13 protein-coding genes and 1 pseudogene are annotated in these 17,988 nt (G+C 40.6%); 13 read left to right on the top strand and 1 reads right to left on the bottom strand.

Going from position 1 to position 17,988, the window contains the following annotated elements:
• Nucleotides 1–429 precede the first annotated feature (429 nt).
• Nucleotides 430–6,480 carry a ZmpA/ZmpB/ZmpC family metallo-endopeptidase gene (locus tag LG372_RS03225; RefSeq protein WP_225742117.1) on the top strand — a complete coding sequence of 2,017 codons (6,051 nt, stop codon included), beginning with the start codon at nt 430–432 and terminating at the stop codon, nt 6,478–6,480.
• Between the two features lie 152 nt (nt 6,481–6,632).
• Nucleotides 6,633–7,325, top strand: coding sequence for a phosphoglycerate mutase (locus LG372_RS03220; protein WP_000240129.1), 693 nt, complete (start codon nt 6,633–6,635; stop codon nt 7,323–7,325).
• Between the two features lie 97 nt (nt 7,326–7,422).
• Here the strand turns inward: LG372_RS03220 and LG372_RS03215 are convergent, their stop codons facing one another.
• Nucleotides 7,423–7,752, bottom strand: coding sequence for a winged helix-turn-helix transcriptional regulator (locus LG372_RS03215; protein ID WP_004262396.1), 330 nt, complete (start codon nt 7,750–7,752; stop codon nt 7,423–7,425).
• A gap of 147 nt (nt 7,753–7,899) precedes the next feature.
• Here LG372_RS03215 and LG372_RS03210 point away from each other — a divergent pair, with 147 nt between their 5' ends.
• From LG372_RS03210 to LG372_RS03160, 11 genes and pseudogenes are all read left to right on the top strand, one after another.
• Nucleotides 7,900–8,289, top strand: a complete 390-nt coding sequence (locus LG372_RS03210; RefSeq protein ID WP_004262393.1) for a nuclear transport factor 2 family protein — start codon at nt 7,900–7,902, stop codon at nt 8,287–8,289.
• 39 nt (nt 8,290–8,328) lie between these two features.
• Nucleotides 8,329–8,652 (top strand): annotated as a pseudogene (locus LG372_RS03205) (2,3-bisphosphoglycerate-dependent phosphoglycerate mutase); the annotation flags it as partial.
• A gap of 120 nt (nt 8,653–8,772) precedes the next feature.
• Nucleotides 8,773–9,474: an ABC transporter ATP-binding protein gene (locus tag LG372_RS03200; RefSeq protein ID WP_225742116.1), complete on the top strand. Its 702-nt coding sequence runs from the start codon at nt 8,773–8,775 to the stop codon at nt 9,472–9,474.
• Nucleotides 9,470–12,178 (top strand): ABC transporter permease, encoded by a 2,709-nt coding sequence (locus LG372_RS03195; RefSeq protein ID WP_225742121.1) that lies wholly within the window; start codon nt 9,470–9,472, stop codon nt 12,176–12,178. The genes LG372_RS03200 and LG372_RS03195 overlap by 5 nt, the downstream gene beginning before the upstream one ends.
• Nucleotides 12,179–12,322: 144 nt before the next feature.
• Nucleotides 12,323–12,592, top strand: coding sequence for a 30S ribosomal protein S15 (rpsO, locus tag LG372_RS03190; protein ID WP_001018251.1), 270 nt, complete (start codon nt 12,323–12,325; stop codon nt 12,590–12,592).
• 914 nt (nt 12,593–13,506) lie between these two features.
• On the top strand, nt 13,507–14,127 hold the full coding sequence (locus LG372_RS03185; RefSeq protein ID WP_049551327.1) for a CadD family cadmium resistance transporter: 621 nt from the start codon (nt 13,507–13,509) through the stop codon (nt 14,125–14,127).
• Nucleotides 14,128–14,618: 491 nt separating this feature from the next.
• Complete coding sequence (locus LG372_RS03180; RefSeq protein ID WP_070479865.1) at nt 14,619–14,897, top strand: TIGR04197 family type VII secretion effector; 279 nt, start codon at nt 14,619–14,621, stop codon at nt 14,895–14,897.
• Nucleotides 14,894–15,253, top strand: coding sequence for a DUF3958 family protein (locus tag LG372_RS03175; protein ID WP_049487353.1), 360 nt, complete (start codon nt 14,894–14,896; stop codon nt 15,251–15,253). Before LG372_RS03180 ends, LG372_RS03175 begins: the two co-directional genes overlap by 4 nt.
• Nucleotides 15,243–16,898 carry a T7SS effector LXG polymorphic toxin gene (locus tag LG372_RS03170; RefSeq protein WP_225742115.1) on the top strand — a complete coding sequence of 552 codons (1,656 nt, stop codon included), beginning with the start codon at nt 15,243–15,245 and terminating at the stop codon, nt 16,896–16,898. Before LG372_RS03175 ends, LG372_RS03170 begins: the two co-directional genes overlap by 11 nt.
• 10 nt (nt 16,899–16,908) lie before the next feature.
• Nucleotides 16,909–17,517 carry a TipC family immunity protein gene (locus tag LG372_RS03165; RefSeq protein WP_225742114.1) on the top strand — a complete coding sequence of 203 codons (609 nt, stop codon included), beginning with the start codon at nt 16,909–16,911 and terminating at the stop codon, nt 17,515–17,517.
• A complete protein-coding gene (locus LG372_RS03160; protein WP_225742113.1) occupies nt 17,514–17,981 on the top strand; it encodes a hypothetical protein in 468 nt (155 codons plus the stop codon). Before LG372_RS03165 ends, LG372_RS03160 begins: the two co-directional genes overlap by 4 nt.
• Nucleotides 17,982–17,988 lie beyond the last annotated feature (7 nt).

Below are 17,988 nucleotides of genomic sequence, written 5' to 3'. Positions count from 1 at the left end.
GTTTATCGTAGGTAGTTCTGTTGGATTAATCCCATTCGTGGACTAGATAGGAGAAATTATGACAATTATTGGCAATTCCTATACTTTGAAATTTTGAAAAAATTTGAAATTGAAGAATCATATCTTTCGAATTGAGGTGGAATGAATTGAATCTTTGTTAGAAATACTTATTACAGTATGAAGGCGGTTAGCCTTATTTTTTTGTTACCAATTGACGGAAAATTTTACAGGGTAAATAAGCTATTTCATTCGTAAAATCTAAAGCATTTATTTGAGACAACGAACTCTTTTTATAGTATAATGATGGTTGTAGATTGAATATATCAAAATATATATCGAAGTATTTTTGTTTCTTGTAAGTTTATCATAGTGAGGAAGCAAAATGCTTCTTCTATTTTGAAATGGATAAAATAATAGAGAGGATATAGAATGAAAAAATTTTTTGGAGAGAAGCAGCATCGTTTTTCCTTACGAAAGTTGGCGATTGGTCTTGTGTCTGCTTCAATTTCGAGCTTATTTTTTGTGTCCATTGCTAGCAGTGGGACTGTATTTGCTCAAGAAAATGTATCTGTTCACTACAAATACGTGACGGATACAGAACTGAGTAGTCATGAGAAGGACTTGATTGTAAAGGATTTTCCTAATATTGCTGAAGATAGTGAGAGTACCTATTATCTAGTCTACCGTATGGATGAGAAAGCCCAACTAGGTCAGTTGCCTCATACCGGTGAGCACAATAATCTGGTTACCGCCCTTACTGGTGGAGCCCTCGCTTCGATTGGACTCCTCATTTTTGCTGTTTCGAGAAAGAAAGGCAATAAGAAAGCATTGTTGAAGGTTGTTTTGATAACAGGCGTGGGGAGCGGTTTGGTCTCTTCGGTTCAGGCTATTGAAAATCAGCTTTTGCTACAATACAATCAAGAATATCAATTATCCCAAGGAGATAGTCTGCCTCTGCCAAGAGTCCTGTCAGGTTATACCTATCTAGGCTATATTAAGCAAGACAAGAAAATTAATCAGTTAGAAACTGTTGCTAGAGATCAGAAACTAGACGATACGGTTCACCCTCATTTCCAGTCCAATGAAGGTGGGCAAAATGTAAGAGATGAGCGGAAAAATCCGTCTCCAACAAGCCCTGCTGACAAGTCAATCCCTTCTCAAGATTCACCCAATCAAAAGCCGTCTGGTATTGCTAGTGTGGATCCTCATGACGAAGTCTTGGCTGGTCGTTTAAATAAACCAGAGCTCCTATACAAAGACCAAGAGATTGAAACCAAGCTAGACTTTGCTGAAGTGGTTCAAGAGAATCCAGATTTAATTGAGGGAACAATTCGTGTCAAACAAGAAGGTCATGTTGGGAAGAAGGTTGAGGTTGTTCGTATTTTCACTGTTGAAAACCAAGAAATTACTCGTGAGATCCTCTCGACCAAGGTAGAGAAATCCTTGCCACGTATAGTAGAGAAGGGGACTAAGAAGGCAGTTGCTCCGAGTGAAGCACCTCAGTCTGCAAGAAAAGGAGAGCCTGAGACTCAGGCCTCATTACCAGAATATACAGGCACTCAGTCTGGAGCAATAGTCGAACCCGAGAAAGTAGCTCCACAACCAGAGTACAAGGGAACTCAAGCTGGTGCCATCGTCGAACCGGAGACTCAGCCTTCCCTGCCAGAATATAAAGGTGAGCAATCTGGTGCAATAGTTGCCCCTGAGAAAACTGATAAACCATCCTATACAGGCACTCAGTCCGGTGCTATTGTCGAACCTGAGCAAGTTGCCCCACAGCCAGAGTACAAAGGGATTCAACCAGGTGCCATTGTAGAACCAGAAACGGCTGATAAACCATCCTATACAGGTACCCAGTCCGGAGCGGTTGTTGAACCAGAGAAAGTAGCTCCACAACCAGAATACAAGGGAACTCAAGCTGGTGCCATCGTCGAACCGGAGACTCAGCCTTCCCTGCCAGAATATAAAGGTGAGCAATCTGATGCAATAGTTGCCCCTGAGAAAACTGATAAACCATCCTATACAGGCACTCAGTCTGGAGCGATTGTTGAACCAGAGCAAGTAGCTCCGCTACCTGAATATCAGGGAACTCAAGCTGGTGCTATCGTCGAACCAGAGACCCATGCTTCCTTACCAGAATATAAAGGTGAGCAATCTGGTGCAATAGTTGCCCCTGAGACAAATGAAAAACCAGAATATACAGGAATTCAATCTGGAGCCATCGTCGAACCAGAAACGGCTGAGAAGCCATCCTATACAGGTACCCAGTCCGGAGCGGCTGTTGAACCAGAGCAAGTAGCTCCACAACCAGAGTACAAGGGAACTCAAGCTGGTGCCATCGTCGAACCGGAGACTCAGCCTTCCTTGCCAGAATATAAAGGTGAGCAATCGGGAGCTGTTGTAGCCCCTGAGACAGCCGACAAACCAGAATATACAGGCATCCAATCTGGAGCAATAGTCGAACCAGAACAGGCACCATCGAAACCATCTTATACAGGCACCCAATCGGGAGCAATAGTTGAACCCGAACAAATTGCCCCTCTTCCAGAATATACTGGCAATATTGAGCAAGCAAAACCAGAAAATCCGGCTGAAAAACTAAAAGAAAAAGATCCAGAAAAAACACTTGAATTAAGAAATGTTTCTGATCTGGAGTTGTATAGTCAGACCAATGGTACTTACAAACAACATGTTTCTTTAGACAGTGTTCCAAGTAATATAGACACTTACTTTGTTAAGGCAAAATCGTCGTCATTCAAAGATGTCTATCTACCTGTCGCTTCAATAACTGCAGAAATAAAAAATGGACAATCAGTTTATAAAATCATAGCCAAAGCTGAGAAACTCCAGCAAGAGCTAGAAAATAAATATGTCGATAATTTCACCTTCTATCTCGCAAAAAAGGCTACAGAAGAAACAACAACCTTCACTTCCTTTAGCAACTTGGTTAAAGCTATCAACAAGAATCTCTCTGGAACCTATCATTTAGCGGCTAGCTTGAATGCCAACGAAGTGGAGTTGGGACCTGATGACAGATCTTACATCAAGGGCACCTTTACTGGTCAGTTGATTGGTGAAAAAGATGGCAAGCATTATGCTATTTACAACTTGAAAAAGCCTCTTTTTGAAAGCTTGAGAGGGGCCATAGTAGAAAAGTTGAGCCTAAAAAATGTCTCTATTTCTGGTAAAGATGATATCGGTTCATTAGCCAATGAAGCTACGGATAACACAAAGATTAAGCAAGTTCATGTCGATGGTGTTCTGGCTGGGGAACGTGGTATCGGTGGTTTGTTGGCTAAGGCAGACCAATCAAGCATCACAGAGAGCAGTTTTAAGGGAAGAATTGTTAATACTTACGAAACGACTGCGGCATACAATATTGGTGGTTTGGTCGGTCATTTGACAGGAGGCAGAGCTTCACTGACTAAGTCAAAAGCGACAGTAGCCATTTCCTCCAACACGAATAGTTCAGATCAGACTGTTGGTGGGATAGCAGGTCTAGTAGACCAAGATGCGCATATACAGGATAGCTATGCTGAAGGTGATATCAACAATGTCAAGCACTTTGGTAGAGTTGCGGGTGTGGCTGGATATTTGTGGGATCGAAAGACGAATGAGGAACAGCATGCAGGAAGATTGACCAATGTACTAAGTGATGTCAATGTAACCAACGGGAATGCTATTACCGGTTACCACTATAATGAAATGAAGGTGGCTAATACATTCAGCAACAAAGCTAATAGAGTCTACAATGTCACCTTGGTCAGGGAAGAAGTCGTCAGCAAGGAATCATTTGTAGAAAGAGGAACAATTTTAGATGCTTCTGAAGTGACGAATAAAAAAGCAGAAATCACTCCTCTCACCCCTCCAATAGTGGAGCCCCTTTCAACAAGTGGTAGTAAAGAAAGTGATTTTTCTAAGGTGAAGTATTATCAAGCTCAGCGCGCCTTGGCTTATAAAAATATTGAAAAATTGCTACCTTTCTACAACAAGGCAACCATCGTCAAATACGGAAACCTAGTTAACGAGAACAGTCATTTATATCAAAAAGAACTCTTGTCAGCAGTCATGATGAAGGATGACCAAGTCATCACAGATATTGTTTCCAACAAACAGACTGCAAACAAACTCTTGCTCCATTACCAGGATCATTCCTCTGAAACATTCCAGCTCAAGTACCAGACTGATTTTGGTAGGTTAGCAGAATATAGTCTAGGAGATACGGGGATTCTCTATACGCCAAACCAATTCTTGTATAATCAAGAAACGATTATCCAGCAAGTCTTACCAGAATTGAAGAAGGTAAATTATCATTCAGATGCTATTAGAAACACACTTGGTATTTCACCAAAAGTGAAGCAAACCGAGCTCTATCTAGAAGAGCAGTTTGCTAAAACGAAGGAGCATCTAGAAGAAAGTCTGAGAAAACTCTTGTCAGCGGATGCTGGTCTAGTGGAAAACAATCAAGTAATGACAGGTTACATCGTAGATAAAATCAAGCGCAACAAGGAAGCCTTGCTTCTTGGTATGAGCTACTTGGAGCGTTGGTATAACTTTAGCTATGGTCAGGTTAATATTAAAGACCTGGTCTTGTATCACCTTGATTTCTTTGGAAAAGGAAATGCATCTCCGTTAGATACTTTGATTGAGTTAGGGAAATCAGGATTTAATAATCTGCTTGCTAAGAATAACGTTGATACTTATGGTATCAGTCTTGCCAGCCATCATGGAACGACAGATTTGTTTAGCACGCTAGAAAATTACCGAAAAGTCTTTTTACCAAACACTAGCAACAATGACTGGTTTAAAAAACAGACCAAAGCTTTCATCGTCGAAGAAAAATCCACTATTGCAGAGGTCAAAGCCAAGCAAGAGCAAGCAGGGACTAAGTATTCTATCGGAGTTTATGACCGAATTACTAGTAGTACTTGGAAATACCGCAATATGGTCTTGCCTCTCCTTACCTTGCCAGAAAGATCAGTCTTTGTCATCTCAACCTTGTCTAGCCTAGGATTTGGAGCTTACGATCGCTACCGCAACAGCGACTATAAGGCTGGAGATGAACTCAATAAGTTTGTTGAAGATAATGCGCGTGAAACAGCCAAGCGTCAGCGAGATCACTACGATTATTGGTATCGTATTTTAGATAATGAGGGACGTGAAAAACTCTATCGTACGATCCTGCTTTATGATGCCTATAAGTTTGGTGATGATCATACTGAAGGAAAGGCTTCAACAATCGCAGACTTTGAGAATTCAAATCCTGCAATGCAACATTTCTTTGGACCAGTTGGTAACAAGGTGGTTCATAATCATCACGGTGCATACGCAACAGGAGATGGTGTCTATTATATGTCTTACCGTATGTTGGATAAGGATGGCGCTATTACGTATACCCATGAGATGACCCATGATTCAGATCAGGATATCTATCTTGGTGGCTATGGTAGAAGAAGTGGTCTTGGTCCTGAGTTCTTTGCTAAAGGCTTATTACAAGCTCCAGATCATCCAAATGATGCAACCATTACCATTAACTCAATCTTGAAACATTCAAAATCAGATAGCATGGAAGGATCCCGTCTACAAGTCTTAGATCCGACGGAACGATTCAAAGATGCATCCGATCTCCAGAAATACGCTCATAATATGTTTGACCTCATCTATCTGTTGGAATATCTTGAAGGGCAATCGATCGTTAAGAAACTGAATGTTTCCCAGAAAATGGAAGCTCTTAGAAAAATTGAGAACCACTATCTAACAGATCCAGCAGACGGAAATGATGTTTATGCTACTAATGTTGTGAAAAATTTGACTGAAGATGAAGCTAAAAAATTGACGAGCTTTGAGAGTTTGATTGACAATAATATTCTTTCGGCTCGTGAGTATCAAGCTGGCACATATGAGAGAAATGGCTATTTTACGATTAAACTCTTTGCACCAATCTTTTCAGCATTGAGCAGTGAGAAAGGAACTCCTGGGGATCTTATGGGGCGCCGGATAGCTTATGAACTCTTAGCTGCTAAAGGATTTAAAGAAGGTATGGTCCCATATATTTCCAACCAATATGAAGAAATTGCTAAACAAAATGGTCAGACAATCAACCTCTACGGTAAAAAGCAAGGATTAGTGACAGATAAGCTTGTTTTAGAAAAGCTATTTGGTGGTCAGTATTCATCTTGGGCAGCCTTTAAAAAAGCTATGTATCAAGAGCGCGTTGCTCAGTTTGATCATTTGACTAAAGTTACTTTTAAAGATCCGACGCAATCATGGATGAGCAATGCCACGAAAACCATTCAAAGAGTAAAAGAATTGCAAGAACTGATGGATCAAGCTGTTTTACAGGATGCGGAAGGTATGCGTTGGAGTGACTATAACCCAGAAACTGACAGTGCTGTCCATAAACTTAAGAGAGCAGTCTTTAAAGCCTACCTAGACCAAACAAATGATTTTAGAACTTCTATTTTTGCAAATAAAAAGTAATGAATTATAGAAGTTCCTAATCAGGATGAGAGGACTTTACTTCCTGACTGTCAGAACTTGTCGATTTTAACTAGCTTTTTTGTGAAAAATTGTGTAAAATAGAATAGATAAACGAGGGGAAACCTCGGAAAATTTAAAGGAGAATCCATCTAATGGTAAAATTGGTTTTTGCTCGCCACGGTGAGTCTGAATGGAACAAAGCTAACCTTTTCACTGGTTGGGCTGATGTTGATTTGTCTGAAAAAGGTACACAACAAGCGATTGACGCTGGTAAATTGATCAAAGAAGCTGGTATCGAATTTGACCAAGCTTACACTTCAGTATTGAAACGTGCGATCAAAACAACTAACTTGGCTCTTGAAGCTTCTGATCAATTGTGGGTTCCAGTTGAAAAATCATGGCGTTTGAACGAACGTCACTACGGTGGTTTGACTGGTAAAAACAAAGCTGAAGCTGCTGAACAATTTGGTGATGAGCAAGTTCACATTTGGCGTCGTTCATACGATGTATTGCCTCCAAACATGGACCGTGATGATGAGCACTCAGCTCACACTGACCGTCGTTACGCTTCACTTGACGACTCAGTTATTCCAGATGCTGAAAACTTGAAAGTGACTTTGGAACGTGCCCTTCCATTCTGGGAAGATAAAATCGCTCCAGCTCTTAAAGATGGTAAAAACGTATTCGTAGGAGCTCACGGTAACTCAATCCGTGCCCTTGTAAAACACATCAAAGGTTTGTCAGATGACGAAATCATGGATGTGGAAATCCCTAACTTCCCACCATTGGTATTCGAATTCGACGAAAAATTGAACGTAGTTTCTGAATACTACCTTGGAAAATAATTATAAATGATAAAAGGCAGGATTTATTCTGCCTTTTTTTTGTGAAGTGTCTCTCTATTTGTCTCACTTTATAAGGTGAGACGAATAGAGGAGATAATCAGTTTAGAATTTCGATATACTCCAGTCCCCAGCTTTCAATGGCATCTAGGACATCTTGAAATTTTCTCCCCATTTCAGTTAGACTGTATTCGACCCGTGGAGGAACTTCAGCATAGACCTTACGCTCCACGATTTTATCCTTTTCGAGCTGTCTGAGGTGTCGTGTTAGAATGGTTTGGGTAATGCCAGGAATCAGCCGTTGTAGTTCATTAAACCGCTTAGTTCCCGTACTGAGTTGATAGATGATGACTAGAGCCCACTTACCTGTTAGTACACGCTGTGTTGTGGCAAAAGGGCAAATTCCAAATTCACTGACTTTAGTTACCATTATTCCTCCAAATTTTTTTAAAAAATATTCTCTTATTTGTCAATAATAGTATCTTATTTGATACTAAATAATAATAAAGTGTCTACTTGTTTTTTTGTTAGTAGATGATAAAATTATATCATAAATAAAAGAAACGAGGAGTAACTCATGTCAGTAAATTTAGAAATTTTTAACGCGTATAACAATGGTCTTATAACAGGTAATTTTCCAGCTGTTTTTGAGACTATGGCAGATGATATCATCTGGCACCAGCCAGGTCAGAATAGTACTTCTGGTACAGTGGTTGGAAAAGAAGCTCTTGGAGTCCACTTAGCTCAATTTTCAGAAAAAACAAACGGTACCTTTAAAGTATTGACTAACTGGGTATCTGATAATACTGACCTTGTAGCAGCCAGTGTGACCTTTGTCGGAACTCGCCCAGATGGTGAGGAACTCAACATGAACGGTATTGATCTTTTCCGCATAGAAGATGGAAAAATCAAGGAAGTTTGGCTCTTTTCATCAGATCAAGCAGTAGAAGATGCTTTCTGGGGTTAGACAGTAAATTAATCTAGAATCTGAAATGAAATTTGATATATGGACCGTGATGATGAGCACTCAGCTCACACTGATCGTCGTTACGCTTCACTTGACGATTCAGTTATTCCAGATGCTGAAAACTTGAAAGTGACTTTGGAACGTGCCCTTCCATTCTGGGAAGATAAAATCGCTCCAGCTCTTAAAGATGGTAAAAACGTATTCGTAGGAGCTCACGGTAACTCAATCCGTGCCCTTGTAAAACACATCAAAGGTTTGTCAGATGACGAGATCATGGACGTGGAAATCCCTAACTTCCCACCATTGGTATTCGAATTCGACGAAAAATTGAACGTTGTTTCTGAATACTACCTTGGAAAATAATTTGTAAAAAGAAAGCCTAGGAATACCTAGGTTTTTCTTTTTATTCTAGTATCCAACTCTTCGAAAAAGCGTTATAATGATAGTAAAGAGTGACTTGTTTGTAAGAAAGAGAGAAGGACGATGGCTTATATTGAAATGAAACACAGCTACAAGCGTTACCAGGTTGGGGATACGGAGATTGTGGCTAATCGCGATGTGAATTTTGAAATTGAAAAAGGGGAGCTGGTCATTATTCTTGGCGCTTCAGGTGCTGGAAAATCAACCGTTCTCAATCTCCTAGGAGGTATGGATACCAATGATGAGGGGGAGATTTGGATTGATGGTGCCAATATTGCCAACTATAGTTCGCACCAACGAACAAACTATCGTCGTGAAGATGTAGGCTTTGTTTTTCAATTTTACAATCTGGTCTCCAATCTGACAGCTAAGGAAAATGTGGAGTTGGCTTCTGAAATCGTGACAGATGCCTTGAATCCTGAGCAGGTTTTGACAGATGTAGGTCTGGCTCATCGGATGAATAACTTTCCAGCCCAGCTTTCTGGAGGGGAGCAACAGCGAGTCTCCATTGCACGCGCAGTAGCCAAAAATCCAAAAATCCTCCTTTGTGATGAACCAACTGGAGCCTTGGATTATCAGACAGGCAAGCAAGTCTTGAAGATTCTCCAAGACATGTCTCGTCAAAAGGGAGCGACGGTAATCATCGTGACTCACAATAGCTCGCTAGCTCCTATAGCTGATCGCGTGATTCACATGCGTGATGCCACTGTTATGAGAGTAACAATCAATGAGAATCCACAGGCTATCGATACATTGGAGTATTAGCATGAAAAAAACATACCGAAAAGACTTGCTCCAGTCGGTGACTGCTTCCAAGGGACGCTTTTTATCCATCTTGACCTTGATGATGCTGGGGTCTTTAGCCCTAGTAGGTCTCAAAGTGACTAGCCCCAATATGGAACGTACTGCTGAGGATTATCTTCGTAAAGCAAATACCTTGGATCTGGCAGTGATAGCTGATTATGGCTTGGACAAAGAGGATCGAGACGAACTAAAGACCCTTCAAGGAGCAAGTGTTGAGTTTGGCTATATGGCAGACCTAACCGTTGAAAATAGTGAAGAAGCGGTTCGACTGTATTCTAAGCCAGAGGGAATTTCAACTTTTCAAGTGACAGAAGGGCGACTGCCAGAGGCTGATGGGGAAATTTCCTTGGCAGATTTCTGGAAAGACCGCTATCAGATTGGGCAGACTATCATCTTTAGCAAGAAAGAAGAAGGGAAGCCCGTCATAAAATCCCAATCTTTCACCATTACTGGATTTGTTCAGTCGGGTGAAATCCTTTCTAAAGAAGATTTAGGAGGAGCTAGTAGTGGAAATGGAAGCTTGGCTGGCTATGGAGTGATTTTACCCAGTCAGTTTGACTCAGATGTTTATAGCATTGCGCGTGTGCGCTATGATGATTTAAAAAATTTGGATGCTTTTTCATCAGACTATAGAAGCAAACGAGATCAACACCAGGAAGACTTACAAAACTTGCTTGCCGATAATGGTCAAAAAAGATTGGCAAGTATCAAAGCAAATGGGCAAAAGAGCTTGGAAGATGGAAAAGAGCAGCTCCAAACAGTTGAAAGTAACCTTCAAAAAGGCAAGAGTCAGTTAGAACAGGCTGAAGGTCGATTGAAAACGCAAGAAGAACAAGTGACCGCTTTGCCTGAGCCTCAAAAGAGTCAAGCCAAGGAGCAATTGACAAAAGCTAAGGAAGAATTGGCTACAGAAAAAGAAAAAATGGCTCAGACAGAGAGTAATCTAGCCAAGGAAAAAGAGAAGCTTGAACAACACCAGAAAGAGCTTGATGAACTGGCAGAGCCTACTTACCATGTATACAACCGCCAAACCATGCCAGGTGGTCAAGGCTATCTCATGTACAATAACGCTTCAGCAAGTATTCGTTCTGTTGGGAATATCTTTCCCGTGGTGCTTTATATGGTCGCTGCAATGGTAACCTTTACAACTATGACTCGCTTTGTGGATGAAGAGCGTACCAATGCTGGTATTTTCAAGGCCCTAGGTTACCAGAATAAAGATATTGTTGCCAAGTTTGTCCTCTATGGTTTTCTTGCAGGAACTGTGGGAACCGTTTTAGGAACGCTTCTAGGACATTATCTCCTTGCAGGCGTGATTTCGGATGTTATAACAGCTGGAATGGTCGTTGGGAAAAGTCAGGAGTATTTCTACTGGTCTTATAGCCTTCTTGCTCTAGCCTTGAGTTGGGTATCCAGTGTTTTGCCAGCTTATCTAGTGGCACGGAGGGAATTGCACGATGAAGCAGCCCAACTTTTGCTGCCCAAACCTCCCGTTAAAGGATCAAAGATTTTGCTGGAACGCTTGAGCTTTATTTGGAGTCGTTTGAGCTTCACTCATAAGGTTACGGCGCGAAATATTTTCCGTTATAAGCAACGGATGTTGATGACCATTTTTGGAGTTGCGGGTTCGGTTGCTCTCCTATTTGCAGGTCTTGGCATTCAGTCTTCTGTGGGAGGAGTTGTCGAGCGTCAATTTGAACAAATCCAGCAATACCAGATGATTGTAGCGGAAAAGAGCAGTGTAACGGAGCAAGAAAAAGCAGACCTAGAAAGTGCCTTGCAAGCTGAGCCTATCCATGCTTATCAAAAGATTTACTCTAAATCCATTGAAAAAGATTTCAAAGGAAAAGCAGGACTTCAGACTATCACCATAATGGTTACAAGCAGAGAAAATTTTAACCCCTTTATCGCATTAGAGGAAAATGGCCAAGAGGTGCAGGTCACAGATGGAGCAGTCGTGAGTCAAAAATTAGCTCAACTAGCAGGTGTTACGGTTGGAGACAAGCTGGAGCTTGATGGGAAAGAAATCAGGGTCGCGGCTATTTCTGAAAACTATGTTGGACACTTTGTTTATCTCAACCGAGCGACATACGAACAAGTCTACGGTACCAGTCCGAAAGACAATACCTACCTAGTAAAATTAAAAGAGCCAACACCATCCAATACGGAGAAAGAAGCTGCGGTCTTTATGAAAAAAACTGCTGTTTCTGGGGTGGTCCAAAATGCAACGGCTATCCACCTTTTTGAATCTGTAGCCAATTCTCTCAATAAAACCATGGCAATCCTTGTCCTTGTTTCCGTCTTGCTAGCCATTGTCATTCTTTACAATCTCACCAATATCAATGTGGCAGAACGTATCCGTGAACTTTCCACTATCAAGGTTCTCGGTTTCCATAATAAAGAAGTGACCCTCTATATCTACCGCGAGACCATGGTGCTTTCCTTTGTGGGGATTGTTCTCGGTTTGGTAGCCGGCTACTATTTACATCAATTTTTGATTCAAATGATCTCACCTGCCACCATACTTTTTTATCCACAGGTCAGCTGGGAAGTCTCTGCTCTTCCAATCGTCGCAGTGACTGTGATTTTAGCCTTACTGGGTTTCTTTGTCAATCACCACTTGAGAAAGGTGGATATGCTTGAAGCCCTGAAATCAGTAGAGTAGGTCAAGTTTTTAAAAAGTAAATCAGTTGACAAAGTCTCTGCTTCTTGGTAGAATAAGAACTGTCGTAAAGACAAATAACTTCTTCTTGGTTGCAGGCATGCCAACCTGTCACTCGGATGAAGCCAAATAAAAAGGAGAAACATCATGGCAATCTCAAAAGAGAAAAAAAATGAAATCATCGCACAATATGCACGTCACGAAGGTGATACAGGTTCAGTAGAGGTTCAAGTTGCTGTCCTTACTTGGGAAATCAACCACCTTAACGAACACATCAAACAACACAAAAAAGACCACGCTACTTACCGTGGATTGATGAAGAAAATCGGTCGCCGTCGTAACTTGCTTGCATACTTGCGTAAAAACGACGTTAACCGTTACCGTGAGTTAATCAACTCTCTAGGACTTCGTCGCTAATCTTGCGTCTAAAACGTTTCTATACTTCGTTGGCTTCGGCTTGATGTACCATTAGTACAATCTTCGCCTCGTCCGCCTAGTCTATAAACGTTTTATCCAGCAAGACTGGAGCTCTCTGACTTCAGAGGGCTTTTTGTTTTTATCTGCTTGCTTAGGCCGTGTTCAATTAACAAGATACAAAGGCCGTCAAAAGCACAAAGCAAAAATAGGAAAATTGACGAAGAAACTTCAGTTTCTAGGAGATTTTATCTTTTTTGCCAAGTGCTTAGGCCGTGTTCAATTGAGCATATCTTGATAAAGAAGCTACTCCATTGGGTAGCTTTTTTGTATGGATTTTAGCCCGGGCTCAAATCAGCTCTCTGACTTCAAAGGGCTTTTTTATTGAGGTTTTATCGGTCACAATTTTGGAGACTACAAAAACGAAGCTGGAGGAAATTTATTTTCGGGTAACGTTTTATCGGTCACAATTTTGGAGACTACAAAAACGAAACAGGAAAGATGCCTGAAACCGTAGAAGTTTTATCGGTCACAATTTTGGAGACTACAAAAACCCGACTTAATGCTCTTATGATGGCTGATACGTTTTATCGGTCACAATTTTGGAGATTACAAAAACCTCAAATGGTATCAGCTAATGACACCATAAGGGTGCGCAGCTACTCGGCTTGAAAAGCCGAGTAGCTGTCTGCAAGCCCCTTCGGAGAGCCCACACTTTACGAAGTAAAGTATAGTATGTTATACTTTACATGGAAGTAGTCACCGAATTCCAGTTAGAAATTACTTTGTAACTACGTTTTGAGGAGGAGTAAAATGCTTTCCTATGTTCGACATTACCCACTAGCGATAGCTAAATTAATGTGTCTGTGCTCTCCTAAAATCTGCTGATTTATTACTGACTAATACAGGAGGTTTTTATGGGACAGACAATCATATCTGCTATTGGTGTTTATATTTCCACCAGTATCGATTATTTAATTATTTTATTTATTTTATTTGCACAGTTATCACAGAATAAACAAAAATGGCATATTTATGCGGGACAATATCTAGGCACAGGCTTACTTGTAGGGGCGAGTTTAGTTGCTGCTTATATCGTTAATTTCGTGCCTGAAGAATGGATGGTTGGATTGCTTGGTTTAATCCCTATCTATTTAGGGATTCGCTTTGCAATTGTTGGAGAAGGTGAGGAAGAAGAGGAAGAAGAGGAAGAAATTATTGAAAGATTAGAACAAAGCAAGGCAAATCAACTGTTTTGGACAGTTACATTGCTAACAATTGCGTCTGGCGGAGATAATTTAGGTATCTATATACCTTATTTTGCTTCGTTAGATTGGTCACAGACCCTCGTGGCGTTGCTTGTGTTTGTAATCGGTATAATTATCTTATGCGAGATTAGTCGGGTGTTATCCTCTATTCCGTTAATATTCGAGACAATTGAAAAATACGAGCGAATCATTGTGCCCTTAGTATTCATTCTACTTGGACTATACATCATGTATGAAAATGGCACGATAGAGACTTTTCTGACCGTGTAGATTTTTTGTTTCACTAGGATTTTAGCCCGGGCTCAAATCAGCTCTCTGATTTTCAGAGGGCTTTTTACGTTGTCACCTTACCTTGGTATGATCAAGTATTATCTTCGGTTACGGTTCCTAGCACTATAAGGTAAAATAAACCAGATTTTCTCCCTTCGTGGAGATTTTATCTTTTTTGCCAAGTGCTTGGCCGAGTTCAATTAACAAGATACAAAGGCCGTCAAAAGCACAAAGCAAAAATAGGAAAATTGACGAAGAAACTTCAGTTTCTTGGAGATTTTATCTTTTTTGCCAAGTGCTTAGGCCGAGTTCAATTGAGCATGTCTTGATAATGAAGCTAGTCTAATTAGGTAGCTTTTTAGATATAAAACTATTTTATTATCTAAATATAGAATAAATTAGGGCTTGCATTCAAAACATGGTATAATAGGTCTATATAGCTAAATAAAGTAAACCTATCACAAGGGATTAAGAAAAAGGATAGAACAGTCATGTCAACAGTAAAAAGTGATCTAAATATTGCGCAAACATATGCGAGTCAGCTGAAAAATGCTTGTCAATCGTTAACAGCAATTGCTGTGGCTAGTCAAGATGATCGAACGACCCTTCAAGGGAATAACAAAGCCCATCAATGTCTGACAAAGTCTCAAAATCTAGCTAGTCAGATTTCGGCAGCCGTTACCCTGACTTCCGAACGACTGCACTCTATAGCGAGTGATTTTGAGGCGTTAGATGAAGCGGGTGCCAATGGTTTTAGGAGTCATGCATGAGCAAGTTGGATGAGTTGAAGAAAAGAGAGCGAGAACTCTTGTACCAGCTAGAAGACAATGGAAAAGAGAAATATCGCACCAAAGAACTGATAGAAACCTTTGAAGGGTATGATAGAGCTAGTCACCGTTATCAAAATGATTTGTGGGAGGCGGCCTATCAGAGCCGATATGCAGGACAGTTGGAAGAAACACTCCTACAAAGAAACCAACTTAAAAACCAAATTCTTGAGAAGCTCAGCTACCGCATGGATGATTTGAAAAAAGAAAAGTTCCGGTTAGAGGGAGACTTGGATGCGGTTTACTATGAAAGACGCAAAGAACTAGAAAGAGAGGAGGAAAAACGACATGGGCATTGATATGTACTTAGAACAATCACAACTACAAAGTTCGAGTGTAGCGACCATGTGCCAATCTCAGGTGGAGGCTTATCAAGACTTGCAATCAGCCATTCAAAAATTTTCAGAGGATACAGAGAGTCTAAAGGGCGATGCTTATAATTCGGCTAGAAGTTTTTTTGCAAGTGTCTTATTGCCCTTGAGCAAAGGGGGACAGCTCTATGCGGAAACCTTCTCTCAAGCCATCAAGAAATTACCAGAAGACTACCAAACGATGGTCGACAGCAAGAGTTGGCGGGAGGATGATCTACTTGATAAGATCCGCCAGGAAGAGCAAATGATTGCTTATCTAGATGAAGTCAACCAATTCCTTTCTAGCTTGACCATGGATAGTGAAGAAAAGGGAAGATTGAGACGCAGTAATGTGGAACTCATGCGAGGACACCATGCCAATAAACGCGTCTATGAAACGATTTTGAGAGACCTGCGTGCCTATGATAGCTTTTCAGGAGGACTGTTCGATGATCTAGACAGTATCGATGTGCAACTGAGTCGTGGATTGGCTCAGATCGAAACGAGTTGGGATGCAAAGACAGGGGTCTTTAAAATTCCATCTGACCTGACTTGGGCCAACTACCTATCTGCCTATTCTGACACAAAGGATATGAAACTCAGTCGTCAAGATAAGGCCTTTGTCCAGACCATGATGGCAGAATACGGTTTTGATGCAGAGACTGCCCAGCAGCTCTTGACAATCAAACAAGGAATAGATAAGAAGTTCCCAACCTCAAGTCAAGAGTTCCGTGACTATATCTTTTTGCGAGTCGTCGGTGCAGCCTACTATAACGAGTTTCAGTGGAACGAAACGGCGGGGCATTTGAAAACTTATTTTTATAATGTGACTGTTGGCAGTTCGATTACAGGAAAATCAAGAACAGTAGAAAAAACGCTTCTTGAAATTTTTAAAGTACTTGGAATCAAAGATGAAACAGATGCAAAGAAATTGATTTATAATCTTAGACTGCAACATGAGATGGCTGGGGGCAAATATGGAAGTATCGATGCTATTAAGACTGCTGATGCAAAAAAAGGCTCAAATTATTACACTTCTTATAAAAAATCATTTGAAAAAATTTATGGAACTGGGATTGATTTTGATACGTTTTGGGATAGCAAACTGAAGGCCTATTCTAACAACGGAGCGGGCCATGCAGACTTTACCCACCAGTCCATTACTATGGCAACCCATCTAAATCCTAGCAGTTTCCAGTTATCCGATTTCTATGGTGGTAGAGAGCATGTCAAGGATCTTTCAGGCTGGGAAGGAGACACGACTAAAAATGCTACGGATAAGAAACCAAGCATTGGTGAGGATGATTACAAAGCAGACCTAGACTCGGTCAACCTTATCGGCCGCATGCAGAAGGGGCAATCCTATGACCAAGCCATAACTTCTTACTATGCTGACCTTCAAAAGGATTCGACTCTGAGAGAAAGAGAATTCTTGAAAAATAAAGATTGGAAGCAGGTTAGAAGCACTATCTATGCCAGTATTCTTCCATTAGAGGTTATGGAAAAAGGGGAAGATGCCATTAAAGCGTATATCGAAAGTAACTATCCAGAAGTATCGACATTTTTAAACCGTTTGGAAGCTGTGGCAGATTAGGAGGAAGATGATGAAGAAAATATTCAGTTTATTAGCTTTAGTCTTAATAGTTGTATTATTTTGTTTTTACTTTTTTCCTAAACAACCTAAAAACATTTTTGATGAAATCTACCAGGAGACAGAGAAGACATATCGTACAAATAATATTTTAAGGTATATAGATGGGTTTAAAATCAGTCCAGGTTGGCCAAGTGATGACCCAAATATATCTTATACTCCTTTTGGAAAGTATGAAACTCTTCCCAAAGGCTATAGTGATATAACCATTGACCTTAATTTTGGAAAAGGTATAAAGGGGGTGTCGATTCGTTTTGAAAGGAAAACTAATTCGAATATTACCCTATGGTATTCGGCACACTATAATATAAAAAAGAAAGTGCTAAAAAAAGAGCTTGCGATTTTTGAAGAGCCAAGGAAACCAGGTCAATTTATTGATGATGAAGAAAAAGTAAGAGAATATTTAAGAAAAAATAATATTTCCAAAGAAGAATTAGAGAAGGACTATGACGAAATCATCAACCAGAAAGTCTTGAAAGATTGGTGCACCATTTATGACAGCAAGTACTCGCCAAGTAATTATGGCGAGGTCAAGATTGAAACCCAGTGGGAGAATTGGTGACAGGTCACGCAGACTTTACTCACCAGTCTATTACGATGGCGACTCATCTTAATCCTAATCAAGTTCAGTTAGCCGATCTCTATGGCGGTCGAGAGCATGTCAAGGACCTTTCAGGTTGGGAGGGAGACACGACTAAAAATGCTACGGATAAGAAACCAAGTATTGGCGAGGATGACTACAAGGCAGACCTAGACTCGGTCAACCTTATCAGCCGTATGCAAAATGGGCAATCCTATGACCAAGCTATATCTTCTTACTATGCTGACCTTCAAAAGGATTCTTCTGTGAGAGAAAGAGAATTTTTGAAAAATAAAGATTGGAAGCAGGTTAGAAGCACTATCTATGCTAGTATTCTCCCATTAGAGGTTATGGAAAAAGGGGAAGACGCTATTAAAGCATATATTGAAAGTAACTATCCAGGTGTGTCCAAGTTTTTAAATCGCTTGGAAGCCGTGGCGGAGTAGGAGGAAA

This window comes from Streptococcus sp. Marseille-Q5112 (genome assembly GCF_916700555.1).
GTDB lineage: Bacteria > Bacillota > Bacilli > Lactobacillales > Streptococcaceae > Streptococcus > Streptococcus symci.
The sequence above is the reverse complement of the archived record's forward strand: the minus strand, read 5'-3'. Positions and strand labels throughout refer to the sequence as shown.

Coding starts and splice junctions, on each gene's coding strand:
- LG372_RS03225 (WP_225742117.1), top strand. CDS start 430: ATGAAAAAATTTTTTGGAGAGAAGCAGCATCGTTTTTCCTTACGAAAG.
- LG372_RS03220 (WP_000240129.1), top strand. CDS start 6,633: ATGGTAAAATTGGTTTTTGCTCGCCACGGTGAGTCTGAATGGAACAAA.
- LG372_RS03215 (WP_004262396.1), bottom strand. CDS start 7,752: ATGGTAACTAAAGTCAGTGAATTTGGAATTTGCCCTTTTGCCACAACA.
- LG372_RS03210 (WP_004262393.1), top strand. CDS start 7,900: ATGTCAGTAAATTTAGAAATTTTTAACGCGTATAACAATGGTCTTATA.
- LG372_RS03200 (WP_225742116.1), top strand. CDS start 8,773: ATGGCTTATATTGAAATGAAACACAGCTACAAGCGTTACCAGGTTGGG.
- rpsO (WP_001018251.1), top strand. CDS start 12,323: ATGGCAATCTCAAAAGAGAAAAAAAATGAAATCATCGCACAATATGCA.
- LG372_RS03185 (WP_049551327.1), top strand. CDS start 13,507: ATGGGACAGACAATCATATCTGCTATTGGTGTTTATATTTCCACCAGT.
- LG372_RS03180 (WP_070479865.1), top strand. CDS start 14,619: ATGTCAACAGTAAAAAGTGATCTAAATATTGCGCAAACATATGCGAGT.
- LG372_RS03175 (WP_049487353.1), top strand. CDS start 14,894: ATGAGCAAGTTGGATGAGTTGAAGAAAAGAGAGCGAGAACTCTTGTAC.
- LG372_RS03170 (WP_225742115.1), top strand. CDS start 15,243: ATGGGCATTGATATGTACTTAGAACAATCACAACTACAAAGTTCGAGT.
- LG372_RS03165 (WP_225742114.1), top strand. CDS start 16,909: ATGAAGAAAATATTCAGTTTATTAGCTTTAGTCTTAATAGTTGTATTA.